Genomic DNA, 15,521 nt, shown 5'->3' with positions numbered 1-15,521 from the left:
TTCTTAAAGGAGACCCTGAGCCTCTGCGGCTGTGATCGTGCCTTGCTCCGCCATGTCCAGCAGCCGGTCGATGTCTCCGTGGTCCGGCCTGATGACGGGCGGTTCGGTCACGCCGGCGGCCGGCCCGACACCAAGCCTCTCCTTGACACACGCCACCTGTTCGGCAATGGTCCGGTACCTGAACAGGTCCGCGACGTCCATCAGTTCCGGATAGCGCTCCCCGTAGAGCTTCAGCATTTGCGAGGTCAGCAGCGAATTGCCGCCGACGTCGCTGAATACGTCATGGGCGTCGACCTCGGCGACATCGAGCGTCTCCGCCCAGATGTCCGCGACGGTCTGCTCGATTTCGCCGACACTGTCCAGTCCGTAGAGCACGACCGCACGCCTGCTCGCCGCCCTGGGCGGCCGCTTGCCGTCCGTGGGAGCTTCCGTGGGCCGTTTCCGCATCCGGCCGGGCATGAGCACCGTCGGGCAGTCGTCCCACGCCATCAGAGCCTGGAGCAGCTTCACCGCCTCGTCGGTGTCCAGTGGCGTGAAGAGTTCGTCCTCGTTCACGGCGTTCCACCGCATCGCCATCCCGGTCTCGCGCCAAGCGGGCCACTGGATGCTCAGCGCCGGCAGGTGCTCACGGCTCCGGTACTGCGCCAGACTGTCCAGGACCAGGTTCGCGGCCGTGTAGTCGGACTGCCCCTGGTTCAGGTCGAGTCCGGAGATGCTCGAGAACGAGATGAAGTAGTCCAACTCGTCGTCGAGCGTGGCTTCGTGGAGATACACACCGCCCAACGCCTTTGGTCCGTAGACGCCCAGGAACGTGTCGACGCTCTTGGTGTGCAGGAATCCGACGCCCGGTCGACCGGCGAGATGGAGGACCCCGGAGATCCTGCCGTGCCGCTCGCGGATGTCACGGACGGTCCGCTCGACCGCCGCCCGGTCCTCCAGTCGCAGCCGGATGACCTCGAACACCGCGAGCTCAGCCTCGAGTTCGGACCAGATCTCGCTCCGGTGCGACTCTTGCGTCGCGTCCGCGGTCTCCGAGCCAAGGAGGACGAGCTTGCGCACCCCCTGCCGTGCCAGGTGCCGCGCCACCGCGGTGCCGAGTCCGCCCGTACCGCCCGAGAGGATGGTCACGCCGTCAGGGGAGAGCGGCAGGGCCGCGGCGTCGTGGACCGGGACCGCGCACTTCTTCACGTAAGGCTCGTACGGTTGCCCGCGGCGATAGAGGAGGAACGGTGGCCGGTCCGCACTCCGGGCCTCGGCCACAACGAGTGCCGCCGCGGTGTGTTCGTCTCCGTCGAGGCAGCGAATCCTGAGCCACGTGTACTCCAACGCCGCGACACGCATCATTCCGAGCACCCCGGCCTGGCCGGGGTCGATGGCCGTCTCCTCTCCCGTGACGGCGAGGGCGTTTCGCGTCAGGACGGAAAGACCGGCCGCGAAGGCGAGGCGCCTCTCCGAGATGAGCGTGAGGAGGGCCAGGGTCTCGTCGACCGGCCCGGCGACCCGGTCCGCGAGCGACCTGTCGGTGTCCGCCGGCACGTTCGACAGCAGGCCGAAGGCGAACTCGCGGTTCGCGCCGAGCAGCTCAACAGCGGCTGTGGCCCTCGCGCTCTCGACGTGGACGAAGTCGTACCCTGCCGCTTCGAGCTCCCCCTGTACGCCGTCCAGCGCGTCGCCGAAGTCTCCGGCGAGCAGGACGGTGCCCCGTCCCACGGCGCCGGCCGGCGGCGGGCTCGTCTTCCGGTACGCCTGCACGTAGCCGAACTCGCCGGCCCCCGTCAGGTCGAGGTTTGCCGCCGACTTGACGCAGTACTTCTCCACCGTCAGCACGACCCGTCCCTCCGGGTCGACCACGCGCACATCGAAGACATAGAGCTCGCCGTCGATGGACTCCGGCCGCTTCCTGAAGTGGGTGAACACGTGCGCCGGGAGCGGCCGGTGGACGGTCAGCCGGCCGTAGGAGAACGGCAGGTACAGCCGGTCCCTGTCGTAGAGATTGTTGGGCGCGTTGATCAGTTGGTCCAACAGCGCCGGATGGAGGACGTAGTCACCGATCTCGTTCCTGTAGGACGCCGGCAACTCGAACTCGTACAGGATTTCGGTGGCGTCGTCGTCCGCCGCGCCTTTCAGGAAACTGCCGGTCCAACGCTCGCTGATGACCAGGCCGTTGGAAAGATCGAGACTGCCGTCCAGGTGGATCTCGCGGGTCATCCGGCGCCGTACGTCCTCGACGTCGAACGGTGCGGGGGCCTCGGGAGCGATGCCGGTCGCCAGCTCGGCGGTCGCGTTCCTCACCCACTCGCCGTCCGTCGGCAGTGTCGCGATGGTGACATGGCTGATGTCGCCGCTGGGCTCGAAGATGACGTGCACCGCGGCGTCCTCACCGTCGGGAACCGCGAGCGGCACTTCGAACCGCACGTTCCGCAGCGACAGGCTCGTGCCGTGGCCGAGAAGCTGCGCAGCCTCCACGATCATCTCGACCAGGCCGGTCCCGGGAAGGACGCTGACGCCGTGAATGCGGTGTTCGGCCAGCTCCCACATCTCCTCGGGGCTGACCCGGCACACGCAGATGTCACGGTCCCAGGCACGCAGGAGGTCCGAGCCATCGGTCAGCCCGGCTCGGCGACGCCTGCTGTCGGACTCGATCCAGCACCGAGACCTTTCGAACGGATAGGTGGGCAGGGAGATCCGCCGCGCACCCGCGGGTGCTGCACGCCACCAGTCGATCTCGGCGCCTCGGACATAGAGGGAGGCGAGCCGACGCCGGGCGTCCCGGTCCACCGTTCCTCCCGCGAGCAGGGCCGCCGCTCGGTTGCTCAGCTGGTCGCGCTCGGCCTCGGTGAGAGCCCGGGAATCGCCGGTCGCAGCCCGCTCCACCACCAGCCGGAACTCCCCGTACTCGACGTCCGCTTGACCACCCATGGCTTCCACGTCGTCTCCCGCTGCGACGAAGCGTTCGAGCAGCGCCAGCAGCTCCGCGTGGCTCCGGAAGGAGAACGCGGCGCGCACATGGTGGTGCAGACGTCCGGCCGACGCGGTGAAGCCGAGGTCGGCGAGGTCCACCTCGTTCTGGGTCAGGAAGTCGCGGTAGCGCTCCGCGAGCCTCCGCAGGCCCCGCGCGTCACGGGCGCTCAAGGGCAAGAGGAAGCACTCCGACGACGTCGCTGCCGTACGTTCCCCCGCGGGCGGGGGGTCCGCGCTGCGCAGTACCAGGTGGCAGTTGGTCCCGCTCAGTCCAAAGCTGTTGATGCCCGCGTAGAGGGTCTCTTCCAGATCGTCGGACCAGGGCACCGTGGCGTCGTTCACGAAGACGGGGGTCTGCGGGAAGGTGATGTTCTGGTTCGGCTCCTCGAAGTGCAGGCTCGCCGGCAGGGTGCGGTGCTTGAGCGACATCACGAGCTTGGCCAGGCCCGCGAGGCCGGACGCGTTGTCCATGTGCCCGATGTTGGTCTTGACCGTGCCGATCCCGCAGAACTGCTTGCGCGACGTCTGCCGGGAGAAGGCCCGCTCGACGCCGCTGATCTCGATCGGATCACCGAGCTTGGTCGCCGTGCCGTGCGCCTCGATGAAGCTGATTCGGTCGGCGCCGACCCCGGCGTCGTTCAAAGCCGCCTCGATCAGATCGGCCTGAGCCTGCGAGTTGGGGGCGGTGATGCCGTTGGAGGCGCCGTCCTGGTTGACGGCGCCGCCCATGATGACCGCATGGATGTGATCGCCGTCCTGCCGCGCGCGGTCAAGGGACTTGAGGACGAAGACGAAACAGCCCTCGGCGGGGCGGGTGCCGTCGCCCTTCCGGTCGAAGGTCCTTGTGCGGCCGTCCCACGACGAGGTGTCCTCGATGTCCTTGAAGCCGATGCCGGACGCGTCGGCCACGATCGGGAGGAGGTCGGTGTTCACTGCGCCGACGAGTGCCATCGTGCATTCGCCGCTCTGGACGGCCCGGTACGCCGTGTACGCCGCCACCAGGCCGGACGAGCAAGCAGTGTCGATCACCATGGACGGGCCCCTGAGATCCAGGAGATACGCGATTCTGCTCCCGGTGATCGACTTGACGTTGCCCGCGACGGAGATCTCCGGGGCGTCAGGGGCGATCGCCTGGATGACCGTCCGGTAGTCCTCGCCGAAGTCGCCGGATATCCCGGCATAGACGCCGACCTTCTCGCCGTAGATCTCCTTGTTCAGATAGCCGGCGTCCTCCAGGGCCGCCCACGAGGTCTCCAGGAAGATCCGCTGGTTCGGATCGATGGTCTTGGCTTCTTGCGGGGACAGCGAGAAGAACCGGTAGTCGAATTCGGCGACGGACGGCATCCGCGTTCCGCCGAGATAGCGCTCCTTCGCGACCGGCGACGTGACACCGCGAGCGGTGAGATACGCCGCGACATCGGCGCGCCGCTCCGCCGACAGGTCGGCATGCCCTTCCCCGCCGCGGAGGATCAGCGTCCAGAACTCGTCGAGGTTCTCCGCCTCACCCGCCCGGCCGCTCATTCCGATGATCGCGACGGGTCCCTGGCTCTTCTGTGTGCTGGAGTGGGTGATCCGGTGCCCGGCGTCCTCCGGGAGTTGCGTCAGGTCCAGATCGCCGAGTCCGAGCAGCGGTTTCGTCACGTGGGTACTCCCGCGGTCATCAGGAGGTCGGTGTTGCCGGTCCGCTGAAGGATCGACGTGATCCGCTCCCGCTGTTCCGCCCCAGGTACCCGCTTCGTCGTCATGAGGGTGCGCAGCAGCTCCAGGGCGGTCCTCTTCTGATCGTCGGAGAGCTCGTCCTTGTCCACCTGGCTCAACTCCTGGAGCCGGCGGTAGGGGTGAACGACACCCTTGGTGTACTCGTCCTCGTCGAAGTTCCGGTTCCTCGTCGCGGCGGCGGCACCCATGCACAGACCGACGAGGCCGGGCTCGCGCTTCTTCCGCTCGATGAGCCGGTCGATCGCTTCGTAGGCCTCCTCGGAGTCCTCGTCGAGGCTGTGGACGGCGGCGGCGTCGACCGCGCCGGAGATCAGCTTCTTGAGCACCCGCTTCGGCCCGACCTCGATCCACAGGCTCACGTCCTGGTCCGCCAGCTCGGATACGACGGTGCTCCAACGGACCGGGCTCGTCAGCTGGATCGCGAGAGCGTCCTTGATCTCCTGCGCGCTCTCGTACATCCCGCCGGTGACGGTGCTGTACACCGGAACAGCCGGTTCTCGGAACTCGATCTCCTCGATCGCCCGCGTATAAGCGGGAACGGCCTGCTCCATGAAGGTGCTGTGGAACGCCCCGGCCACGTTCAGCCTGGCGACCTTGCACCCGTGGTCCTCGAGGTACGCGGTCATACCCTTCAGGTCGTCGAGCGCACCCGAAAGCACGGTCTGCTGCTCCGCGTTGTAATTGGAGACCTGCACGGCCCGGCCACCGGCGTTGAAGTCCTCGACGCACTTCTCGACGTCGGACGCCGATATCCCCAGGGCGGCGATCATTCCGGTCCTGTGCTGCGTCGCGCAGGTCTGCATGGCCTCGCCGCGGACCTTGACCAGACGAACGGCGTCCTGAAAGGTCAGCGCCCCGGCGGCGAGCAGTGCGGTGATCTCACCCAGGCTGTGTCCTGCCATGGCCGATACCGGCAACTTGCGGTCCTTTGCCAGCACCTCGTACATCGAGTAGCTCAGGACGAGCAGTGAAACCTGCGCGTACATGGTCTTCGTCAGTTCGCTCGGCTGCGCAGTGAAACAGAGGTTTTCCAGCGAGTACCCGACGATGTCGGACGCCTGCTCGAAGCGGTCCCTGACGCATGCGTGTGCGTCGAACCAGTTCTTGCCCATTCCGGTGAACTGGGACCCCTGGCCCGGAAATACGATCACAAGGTCGCTCATGAGTTGCCCTTTTCGTTCGATGGGTGCGGTTGTCCCGTTCCGGACGGCTCACTCAGAACTCCGAGGAGCTTGACGAAACTGCTCAGCAGTTGTTCCACCGGCGTGGCATCGATTTTTCGGGCGCAGGCGATATCAACGGTGGACGGGGCGGCCGGAGAATCGATCCCCAGGACGATGTCGAAATGCCCCAGGAGATCGGAAGCATCGACCTGTCGGGTGTCACAGCACGCGATGGAGACCTTGCCGTCGGCGTTGCGGCCTGCGGTGAATCGCTCCAGGTCCACCCTGTCGGTCCGGTCGAGTCGGCTTCCGTACTCGTCCAGGATCTCCACCAGATCGGTCTTCCCTGCCAAGTCGAACCGGACGGGAGCGACGCCGTCGCGTCCCCGCACGACGCACAAGGTGAGGTCGTCCCGGCCGAGCACCTTGCCGAGGGCCAGCGCGAACGTGGCGTGGACCAGGGCCTCCGTCCCCCGACCCGCCTCCCCGCCCAGCCACGCCAATCCGTCCCGGATCCGCGTCGGCAGGGTGGTCTCGACTCGGCCGCCGCCCGCTCCGGCCCGCGCGAACCAGAGGGAGGGGAGTGGCACACCGGTGTCGGTCCGCTGCTCACCCGCGTCACGTTGCGCCAACTTCTCCCCGATGTGTTTCCGGAGCTTGCGGACCGTGGGGTTGGCGAACAGATCGCTCACGTCAAGCAGCCCGGGGAACGCCGAGGCCAGCTCGTTCAGCAACAGGACCAGACTGAAAGAGTTCCCACCGAGGTCGAAAAAGCTATCGTCGTACCCGATCGGTATGTCCCCGAGCGTCTTCCTCCAGGCGGCGATCAATTTCTGATTCACGCCCGACGGATCCGACGACGGATTCTCGTCCCGGTGTTCCCGGCCCGTCTGCTCGCCGACCCGCTGCTCCAGCGCCTTGCGGTCGACCTTTCCGCTGGTCGTCCTGGGAATGTCAGGGACCTCCGTCAAGGTGGCGGGGATCATGTAGTCCGCCAGACTCTCGGCGAGAAACTCTTTCAGTGCATCCGGACCAAGGCGCTTGCCCTCCTTCGTCCGGTAGAACCCACGGATGATCTGGTTGCCCGGCGAGAGTTCCTGGACGACCGCGGCCGCCCCCGTCACCAACTCGTGGTCGACGATCGTCCGTTCGATCTCTTCCAGCTCGATCCGATAGCCACGGACCTTCACCTGGTTGTCGACGCGCCCCAGGCAATGGGCGTCGCCGTCCTTCCACACCGCCTGGTCGCCGCTCAGATAGATCCGTCCGTCACCGAACGGGTTCTCCCGGAACGACTCACCGGTCAGATCGGGCCGGTTGAGGTAGCCGGGCGACACCCCGCGCCCGCCGATCCACAGGCTGCCCGCTGTGCCCTCCGGCACCATCTGCAGGTTGGCGTCCAGCACATAGAAGGTGGTGTTGGCGATGGGCGTCCCGATGCTGAGGTCCGTGTCGCCCGTGAGGTCCTTGACGCTGGACCAGATGCAGGTCTCCGTCGGGCCGTAGACGTTGAAGATCTCCAGCGACTCGTGCGCGCGCAGATCGGCCAGCAGATCCCCGGGGAAGGCCTCGCCGCCCACGATGAGCTTCTCCAGCGACCCCAGTGCCTTCACGGCGGCGTCATGATCCGTGTGGAGCAGCCGCAGCCGCGTCGGCGTCAGCTGGACATAGTCGACGCCGCCTCGGACGAGGAACTCGGCGATGCTCGCCGGGGTCCGGACGTCTTCTTCCTCGGCGACGACAACCGTGCCGCCCTTGACGAGCGTCAGCAGGGTTTCCAGGAGGTGGATGTCGAACGACGGAGTCGTCAGGCATGCCACCGCCTTGTTCTCGCTCCACCGGAGCGCATCCGGCATCCCGTTGAGGAAGTTGGCGAGCGCCCCGTTCGTCAGCGTGACGCCCTTGGGCCTGCCGGTGGACCCCGAGGTGAAGATGACATACGCGAGGTCGTCCGCCGCGACGGCGTCCACCGCTGCGGACGGTCCGTCGGGCAGGTCGTCCTCCTCGAGAAGAAGGGTCCGGACACCCGGGTTCAGCGCCACGCCGAGGCCCGCGTGACAGACGACCGTCGCGGGAGCCGCGGTCTCGATGATGTAATCGAGGCGCTTCGGCGGTGTCTCGACATCCATCGGCAGCCAGGAGCAGCCGATGCGGTTGACGGCCAACATCAGGATGATCAGTTCGGGCGATGGCGGCAGCAGGAGTCCGATCACGTCTCCCCGGCCGGCGCCGGACGCCTGGAGGAAGGCGGCGTGCCGGTCCACCCGCTCGGCCAGCTGCTCGTAGGTGACGTCCTCGCCGCGGAAACGGATCGCGGGTTCCTGCGCGTGCTTCTCGCACGCCTCCTCGAACAGCTCCTGCAAGGAGGGCAGGTCCGGGACGACCGGCCCGGTGCCCCACGCCACCAGCTGGTCCCTGGTGTCGTCGTCGAGCAGGGAGAGCTCGCCGATCGTCCGGTCCGGGTTCTGCACCACCTGTGCCATGAGGAGTCGGAACTGATCCATCAGACCGGCGATCCGCTGCTCGCTGTAGACACTCGAGTAGGAGAGGTCCGCGAACAGTCCGCCGTCCCGCTCGGTGAGCTCGAAGGTGAACGCGAACATCGAGCCCCGCGCGCCCAGGTCCTCGGTCGTGGCGTTGGCTTCGCCGAACCGGTGGGCGCGTTCCCGGGCGTTGGTGTAGATGAACAGCGTGTCGAACAGTGCGTTGTGGCCGTAGTCACGCACCAGGTCGAGTTCCTGGACCAGGACGTTGTACGGGTAGAGCGCGTGGTTCATGGCCGCGAGGCTGGTGTCCCGTACCTCACGGAAGAGGTCCGGCACCCGGGTACCGGCTGTAGGCCGGATCCGGAGCGGAAGCGACTCGGCGAACATGCCCACCGTGTTCTCGAACGACCCCAGCATGCGCTGATCCATGGGAACGCCGATGCACAGATCGTCGTCGCCGGTGGTCTTGGCCAGCAGGAGAGACCACAGCGACAGATAGAAGACGGACGGCGTGGTCCTCAGCTGCCGGATCATCGCCGTAGCCGCCTGGTGCAGGTCGCGGTCGACCTCGAAGTAGTGGCGACGTCCGTCGAAATCGTTCACCACGGGATGCGGCGAGTCGGTCGGGAGGCTCAGCGGTCGGGGGAGCGTTTCGAACTGCTTCAGCCACCACTGCCGGTGCTCCGCGTACTCCGGACGTTTCTCGGCCTCGGACAGGGACCGTACGAACGTGGCGTAGCCGTCCGAATCACCGTTGTCGTCGAACTGGCCGTGTGTCAGATAGTCGGACAGATCCTTGAAGATGATCTCGATCGACCGGCCGTCGACGGTTATGTGGTGGAAGCAGACGACCAGGTGATGGGTACGGTCCTGATCGATGACGATTCCGTAGCGCCACAGCGGCGGCTTCGACAGGTCGAGCGGCTTGTTCATCACCGCCATGACGTCCTCGGTACGCAGCGTGGGATTCTGCGTGCGGTCGAAGAGGTGGAACTCCGGAGTGACGTCCGGCGCCTCGCCGGCCCGCACGCCGGCCGAGTCGACCTCGTAGAAGCGACGGAGATTCGGATGCCGTCGGGCGATCGCCCGGAACGCGGCACCGACCTTCTCCTGATCGAGCGGGCCGTCGAAGCGGAGGCTGAAGACGATCTGATAGGCCTCGTTCCCGCCGCGCATCCGCGACAGGACATAGACCCGCTTCTCCAGGGACGTGAGTTCCACGGCCCCGGTCGGCCGCGGCTCGACCGCCGAGCCGGTCACGGAGGCGCCGGGGCCTTCGGGCAGCACCGGCGCCGTCGTCGGCCGCCGCCGCCGGAAGTCGAACCCACCCGCGCGCAGCTCCTCGACGGCAGCGCGCACCGCCTCCAGGATGCGGTCCTGGTGCTCACGCGTGTGTGCGAAGGAGAAGTTGGCCGTCCTTCTCTCCCACACATACACGCCGTGGTGGTTCAGGAGCTTGAAGAACAGGTTCTGCGTCAAGGAACTGTGCGTCACGTCGCGCGGGGCCACCGGCTCCCATTTGTACATCGACGAGAAGTGCGCCACCTTCAGCGGCACCTGCTCGGCATCGAAGTACTCGTTCACGCGGTGTGCGAACTCGGCGGTGAAGCGGTTGAGTTCGGCGAGCCTTTCGGCGCCGGACTCCTTGAGCCGCGTGAGTACGGCCTTGCACGCCGCCATGGCCAAGGGATGCTTGCAGAAGGTTCCGGCGAAGAAGGTGGTCCGAGTGGCGGGCTTGGAATCGTCGACGTCGGTCCAGGCACCTCCGTCCACCGCGTCGAGGTACGTGCTCCTGCCGGCGACGATGCCGATCGGCAGGCCGCCCGCCAGAAGCTTTCCGTACAGCGCCATGTCGGCCTTGACGCCGAAGTGCGCCTGGGCGCCACCCAGTCCCACCCTGAAGCCGGTGATCATCTCGTCGAAGATCAACGCGATCCCGTGTTCGGTGCAGATCTCGCGCAGTTCGCGCAGGAACTCCGCGGGCTGCAGGCTGGGGTTCCTCGACTGCACGGGCTCGACCAGCACAGCGGCCAGCTCGTCCGCGTGCCGCCGGATCTGCTCCAGCGCTTCGTGGCTGCCGTAGGTGAGCACCAGGGTGTCGTCGACCATCGTCTGCGGGACGCCGATGGTCAGCGGGACGGTGTCGACGCCGTCCGTCTCGGCCAGGACCCCGTCGGAACTCCCGTGGTAGGAGTTGGTGAACCGGGCGATCTTGTCGCGTCCGCTGACCGCCCTCGCCAGTCGCAGGGACACCATCACCGCTTCGGTGCCGGTATTGCAGAAGGCGATCCGCTCGGCGCCGACCATCTCATGGATGAGTTCCGCGACCTCACCGGCGACACGGCTCTGCGGTCCGAGCTCGTATCCGTGCTGCAGTTGCTTCGTGACGGCGTCCACGACGAAGACGGGGTTGTGTCCGAAGAGATGGACGCCGTAACCGATGGCGGTGTCGACGTACTCGTTGTCGTCCAGGTCCCAGAAGGTGGCTCCACTCGACCGAGCCGAAACGACCGGGTAGACCGTCTCCTTCACGCTCGGGTTGAAGTTCAGCGACGCGATCCAGTCCGCCAGTCGTCCGCGGTATGTGTCGGCGTACTCCTTCGACTTGCGGGTCCTGGCGACGTACCGCTTGACGAACTCCTGGATGAAATAGGTCTGTTCGTCGGTGAGCTGACCGTCGTTCAAGGCGATGTTGTTGTCGTACGTGCCGACCTTGCGGGAGGTCTTCGCTGTGCCGCTCCGGGTCGTCGCGAGCGCGTGGGCGGGTGTACCTCCGAGCAGGCTGAGCTGTTGCTGCATGAGAGCCAACTGCGACTGGACGATGGCCTCGAGACCGGACGCGGACGCCTGGGCGGCATGGGCGGCGGCGCGGGGGGCCTGCTCGGGTGCGGTGACCACCTCGGCGACCTGAGCGCCGGACTGCGGAGTCGGCGCGGCCGGCTGGTTCTCCAGCACGAAGTCGGTGAGTTGTCCCAGCGTGTGGAGCGACTCGAAGAACGTCTTGATCGGAATCTCGACGGAGCACTGCTTGTCGATCCTCTTGGCCAGTTGGACGAGCATGAGGGAGTCGACTCCGAGCGAGAACAACTCGAGCGAGTCGTCCATCGTGTGACTGGCGGCACCGGTGATCTGGCCCAGTGCGTGCGTCAGGAAATCCCGGATCGTCTCCCGTTCAGCCGTCAGGCGGGCGTCTGTCGCAGTTGCCTCGTCGATGGCGGGGGACATGGGAGCATCGCCCTCTCCAGTGCGATCGCTGTACCAGATTCGCTGCTTGTCGAACGGCGTGTATGGAATGTCACGGACGCGGTTCCCGGGCCTCCCCGGCAGTCGCTCCCAGTCCAACGCCTTGCCGAGCTTCCACAGCCGGCCGGCGCTCTCCAGAAGCTGCCGTATGTCGGAGCGTCCCTTGCGAAGGCTCGGAAGGGTCACGACGTCCCGGAATTCCTGCGCTATCAGACCCCCGAGAGTCGCCATGGGGGCGACCTCGACGAACACGCGGAAGCCTTCACCGACCGCGGTTTCGACTGCTGACCCGAACAGGACGGGGTCGACCAGGTGGCGGCTCCAGTACCCCGCGTCGATCACCGACTCCCGCGTCACCAGTTGGCCGGTCTGTGCGGAGATCCACGGGATCCGAGGAGTACCGAACCGCTGATCACGGATCTGTTCGTACAGCTCCTGGGCGCCCTGGGCCATCTGTGCCGAGTGGAAGGGGTGTGACACCGCAAGGCGCTCCACGAAGATCCGCTGCTCGCGCGCCCTCTTGAGCACCGTGCCGAGACCATCGCTCAGTCCGGAGACGGTGACGTTCTCCGACGCGTTCACGGCGGCCACCGAGACATCGGGACAGTCGCGCATCAGGTCCTGGGCACGCTCCAAGGAGCAGAGCAGCGTCGCCATCGAACCGTTCCGCGGCGTGCTCTCCATGACACGGGCGCGGCGCATCACCAGGTCGACGGCCTGCTCACGGCTCATGACACCGGCGAAGCAGGCCGCCGCATACTCACCGATGCTGTGGCCGAGCACCGCGGCGGGTGTGACCCCGAGCTCTTGCCAGTACCGCGCGAGTGCCAGTTCGGTGGCGAAGATCATCGGCTGTGAGTAGAGCGGAGACGCGAACTCCGCCTCGTCGTCCCCGAACATGACCTGCAGCAAGGAGATGCCGCCGACCCGCTCGAACGCGCGGTCCAACTCGTCCATCTCGCGGCGGAAGACGTCGGCGTGGCCGTACAACTCGCGGGCCATGCCCGGGTACTGCGTGCCCTGACCGGAGAAGACGAAGACCTCGCCTCTGCCGTCGGGGTCGGACCGCAGGGGCTCATCGGAGGCCAGCGCGGCCTCCACCGCCACCGGGAGGTCGGCGAGAGAGCCGCAGACCAAGGCTTCCCGGTGTTTCAGCGCGCGTCGCCCGCCGAGCGTGTGGGCGACATCGGCCAGGGGAGCGGAGGCGTTTCTGCTCCACTCGGCCAGGTTCCGCAGGGCGGTCCGCAGAGCCTCTTGGGAGATGGCCGAGACGGTGAGCAGCTGCGGCACGTCGGATGCCGGCCGTGGCGCCGAGACCTCCTGTCGCGGCTGGTGCTCCTCGACGATGACGTGGGCGTTGGTGCCGCTGATCCCCAGGGAGGTGATCCCGGCGCGCCGCCGGCCGCCGAGTGGCTCCCACGGGATCTCCTGGGCGACCACCTCGATCGGGATCTTCTCCCAGTCGATCAGGCGGTTGCCGGTCCGGAAGTGCAGCGTGCCCGGCAGGCGGCGGTGCTCGAGCGAGAGCACCACCTTGCACAGCGCCGCCATCCCCGCCGCGGACTCCAGGTGCCCGAGGTTCGACTTGACGCTGCTGATACGAAGCTTGGTCCCGCGACCCTCGAAGACGCGGGCGAGGGCGTTCACCTCCTGGGGATCCCCGATTGGCGTGCCCGACCCGTGGGTCTCCACGTAGGAGATGTCGTCGATCCCGAGATCCGCGTCCGCCAGGGCGCTGCGGATCACCTCTGCCTGGGCCGTGCCGCTCGGCACCGTGAAACCGCCGCTGCGTCCGTTGTGGTTGACCGCGGAGCCGCTGAGGACGGCGAGCACCTGATCGCCGTCGCGCTCGGCGTCGGAGAGCCGCTTGAGGATGACGACCCCTCCGCCCTCGCTGCGGATGTAACCGTCGGCACCATCGTCGAAGCTCCGGCACCGTCCGGAGGGTGAGAGGGCTTGCAGCCGTGACCAAGACAGGTGGACCTCGGGGCTGAGGATCAGGTTCACGCCCGCGGCCACGACCACATCGCATCCGCCCTGCCGCAGTTCCCGCATGCCCAGATGCACGGCATACAGGGACGAGGAGCAGGCCGTGTCGATCGCCATGCTGGGACCGCGGAAGCCGTAGACGTAGGAAACCCGCCCAGCCGCCGCGTTGGCCATGTTGCCGGTGTAGGTGTACGCCTCGGGCGAGTACCCCAGGTCCGCTCCGACCTGTTGGTAGTCGTTGTTGTAGATCCCCACGAAGGTGCCGACCCGGTTGCTCCGCCCGACGGCGAAGGGGTCCAGTCCGGCGTCCTCGAACGCTTCCCACGTCAGTTCGAGGACAAGCCGCTGCTGCGGATCGAGCAGTTCGGCCTCGTTCGGCGAGATGTTGAAGAAGCGCGGGTCGAACCGGTCGACGTCCTTGAGATATCCACCCTGCGTGGTCGTCACCTCGCCGGTGTCGAGGGGGCTCTGCCGCCACCGGTCGGCCGGTATCTCCTCGACGACGTCGATCTGTCGACTCAACACCTCCCAGAGCTGGTCTCGGTTCTCGATACCGCCCGGCAGCCGGAAGGACATCCCGATCACCGCGATGGGCTCCGACGGTGAGGTGGGGTTCGCCCGGTCCGGGACCTCGAGCTCGGTCTCCGGCTGTTCCCCCCTCCGTCCCAACTCACGCAGCAGAGCACCGACAGTGGGGTGATCAATGGTGAACGTGCTCTCCAGACGGACGTGCACCTGGCGTTGGAGCCGGTCCTGCAGTGTGACGAGCTCCATCGAGTCGAAGCCGAGGTCGAAGAGGCTGGTGTCGTAGTCGGCCTTGCCCAACGTGACGTCGCCAACGGTCACTTCCCGCGACGAACCGCCCCGCAGCTCTCCGACGATCAGGGCGCACACGGCCTCAACCAACTCGCCGCCGGAAGCCGACCGAACCGAGGGCACAGCGGAGGACACGTGCTCCCGGTCCACCGCGATGCCATGTTCGGACGCCTCGGCCAACGAAGTCCGGAACTGATTCATGCCCTGGTGGTCGCGGCGCAGCGAGTTCAGCACAGGCACACCGCCGCCGAGGGCCTCCACGGTCGAGCGCATCGCGGTCGTCAGCACCGGGTGGGGGCTCAGCTCGATCAGCGCCGTGCAGCCGTCGGCCAGCATCGCCCGCGTGACCCGTTCGAACAGCATGGCCTGACGCATATTGCGGTACCAGTAGCCGGCGTCCAGGTCGCGGGTGTCCACCCGTCCGCCGGTCACGCTGGAATAGAACGGAATGTCCACGCTGCGCCGGGCGACCTGCCCCAGTGAGGCCAGCAACCATTCTCGTTGCTCCTCGGCCTGGGGCGAGTGGCACGCCACGTCGAGCGAGAGCTTCTGGGCGTACGTCCCCTCGGCCCTCAGCTCCGCGACCGCCCGCACGACGGCTTCGCGGTCACCGGAGACCACCACTGACCGCGGCGCGAGAATCCCGGCGATGTTCACGGTGCCGTCGAGTGGTGCCAGGCGTACCTGTGCCTCCTCCGGCGGGAGCGCGAGGAGCGCCATGCCGCCGGGGCGCGTCAGCCGTGCCTGTGCTTCGCTCCAGAGCGCGATGACCCGTGCGGCCTCCTCCAAGGAGAGCGCTCCGGCGACGCATGCCGCTGCGACCTCGCCGAGGCTGTATCCGGCGACGGCCTGCGGCTCGACACCGTGGGACTGCCACAGGTGCGCCAAGGCGACCTGGATCGCGAACAGTACGGGCTCGGATACATCCGCCCGGTCGTATCCGGGCGACGGGTGCTCCGCCCGGAGGACATCGACGAGTGACCAGTCCACGTGCGGCGCGAGGGCGTCCGCGCACTCGCCGATCCGAGCGGCGAAGACCGGTGAGGAGTCCAACAACTCGGCCACCATGCCAGGCCAGACCGCACCCTGCCCGGGAAAGACGAAGGCGGTGCGCGCCTTCCCATGGGTTTCGATTTTCTTCATC

The 15,521-nt window shown here is 67.2% G+C and carries 3 protein-coding genes; all 3 read right to left on the bottom strand.

What is annotated here, in order from left to right; all coding sequences use genetic code 11:
- Positions 1-3: 3 nt before the first annotated feature.
- From ACZ5U5_RS01970 to ACZ5U5_RS01960, 3 genes are read right to left on the bottom strand one after another with little or no spacing between them, the layout of a single operon-like run.
- Entirely contained in the window at positions 4-4,602 is a 4,599-nt protein-coding gene (locus tag ACZ5U5_RS01970) for an SDR family NAD(P)-dependent oxidoreductase (protein WP_469015058.1), read from the bottom strand.
- Positions 4,599-5,843 (bottom strand): ACP S-malonyltransferase, encoded by a 1,245-nt coding sequence (gene fabD, locus ACZ5U5_RS01965; RefSeq protein ID WP_469015056.1) that lies wholly within the window; start codon positions 5,841-5,843, stop codon positions 4,599-4,601. The genes ACZ5U5_RS01970 and fabD overlap by 4 nt, the downstream gene beginning before the upstream one ends.
- Entirely contained in the window at positions 5,840-15,520 is a 9,681-nt protein-coding gene (locus ACZ5U5_RS01960) for an amino acid adenylation domain-containing protein (RefSeq protein ID WP_469015055.1), read from the bottom strand. The genes fabD and ACZ5U5_RS01960 overlap by 4 nt, the downstream gene beginning before the upstream one ends.
- Between the last annotated feature and the right edge of the window lies 1 nt (position 15,521).

It is taken from the genome of Streptomyces sp. NPDC033177 (assembly GCF_055577715.1).
Note: the sequence above shows the minus strand (reverse complement) of the source record. Positions and strands in the feature narration are given on the sequence as shown.

What these genes read in the sequence shown, in the direction of transcription:
- fabD (WP_469015056.1), bottom strand. Translation starts at nt 5,843, where the DNA reads ATGAGCGACCTTGTGATCGTATTTCCGGGCCAGGGGTCCCAGTTCACC.
- ACZ5U5_RS01960 (WP_469015055.1), bottom strand. Translation starts at nt 15,520, where the DNA reads ATGAAGAAAATCGAAACCCATGGGAAGGCGCGCACCGCCTTCGTCTTT.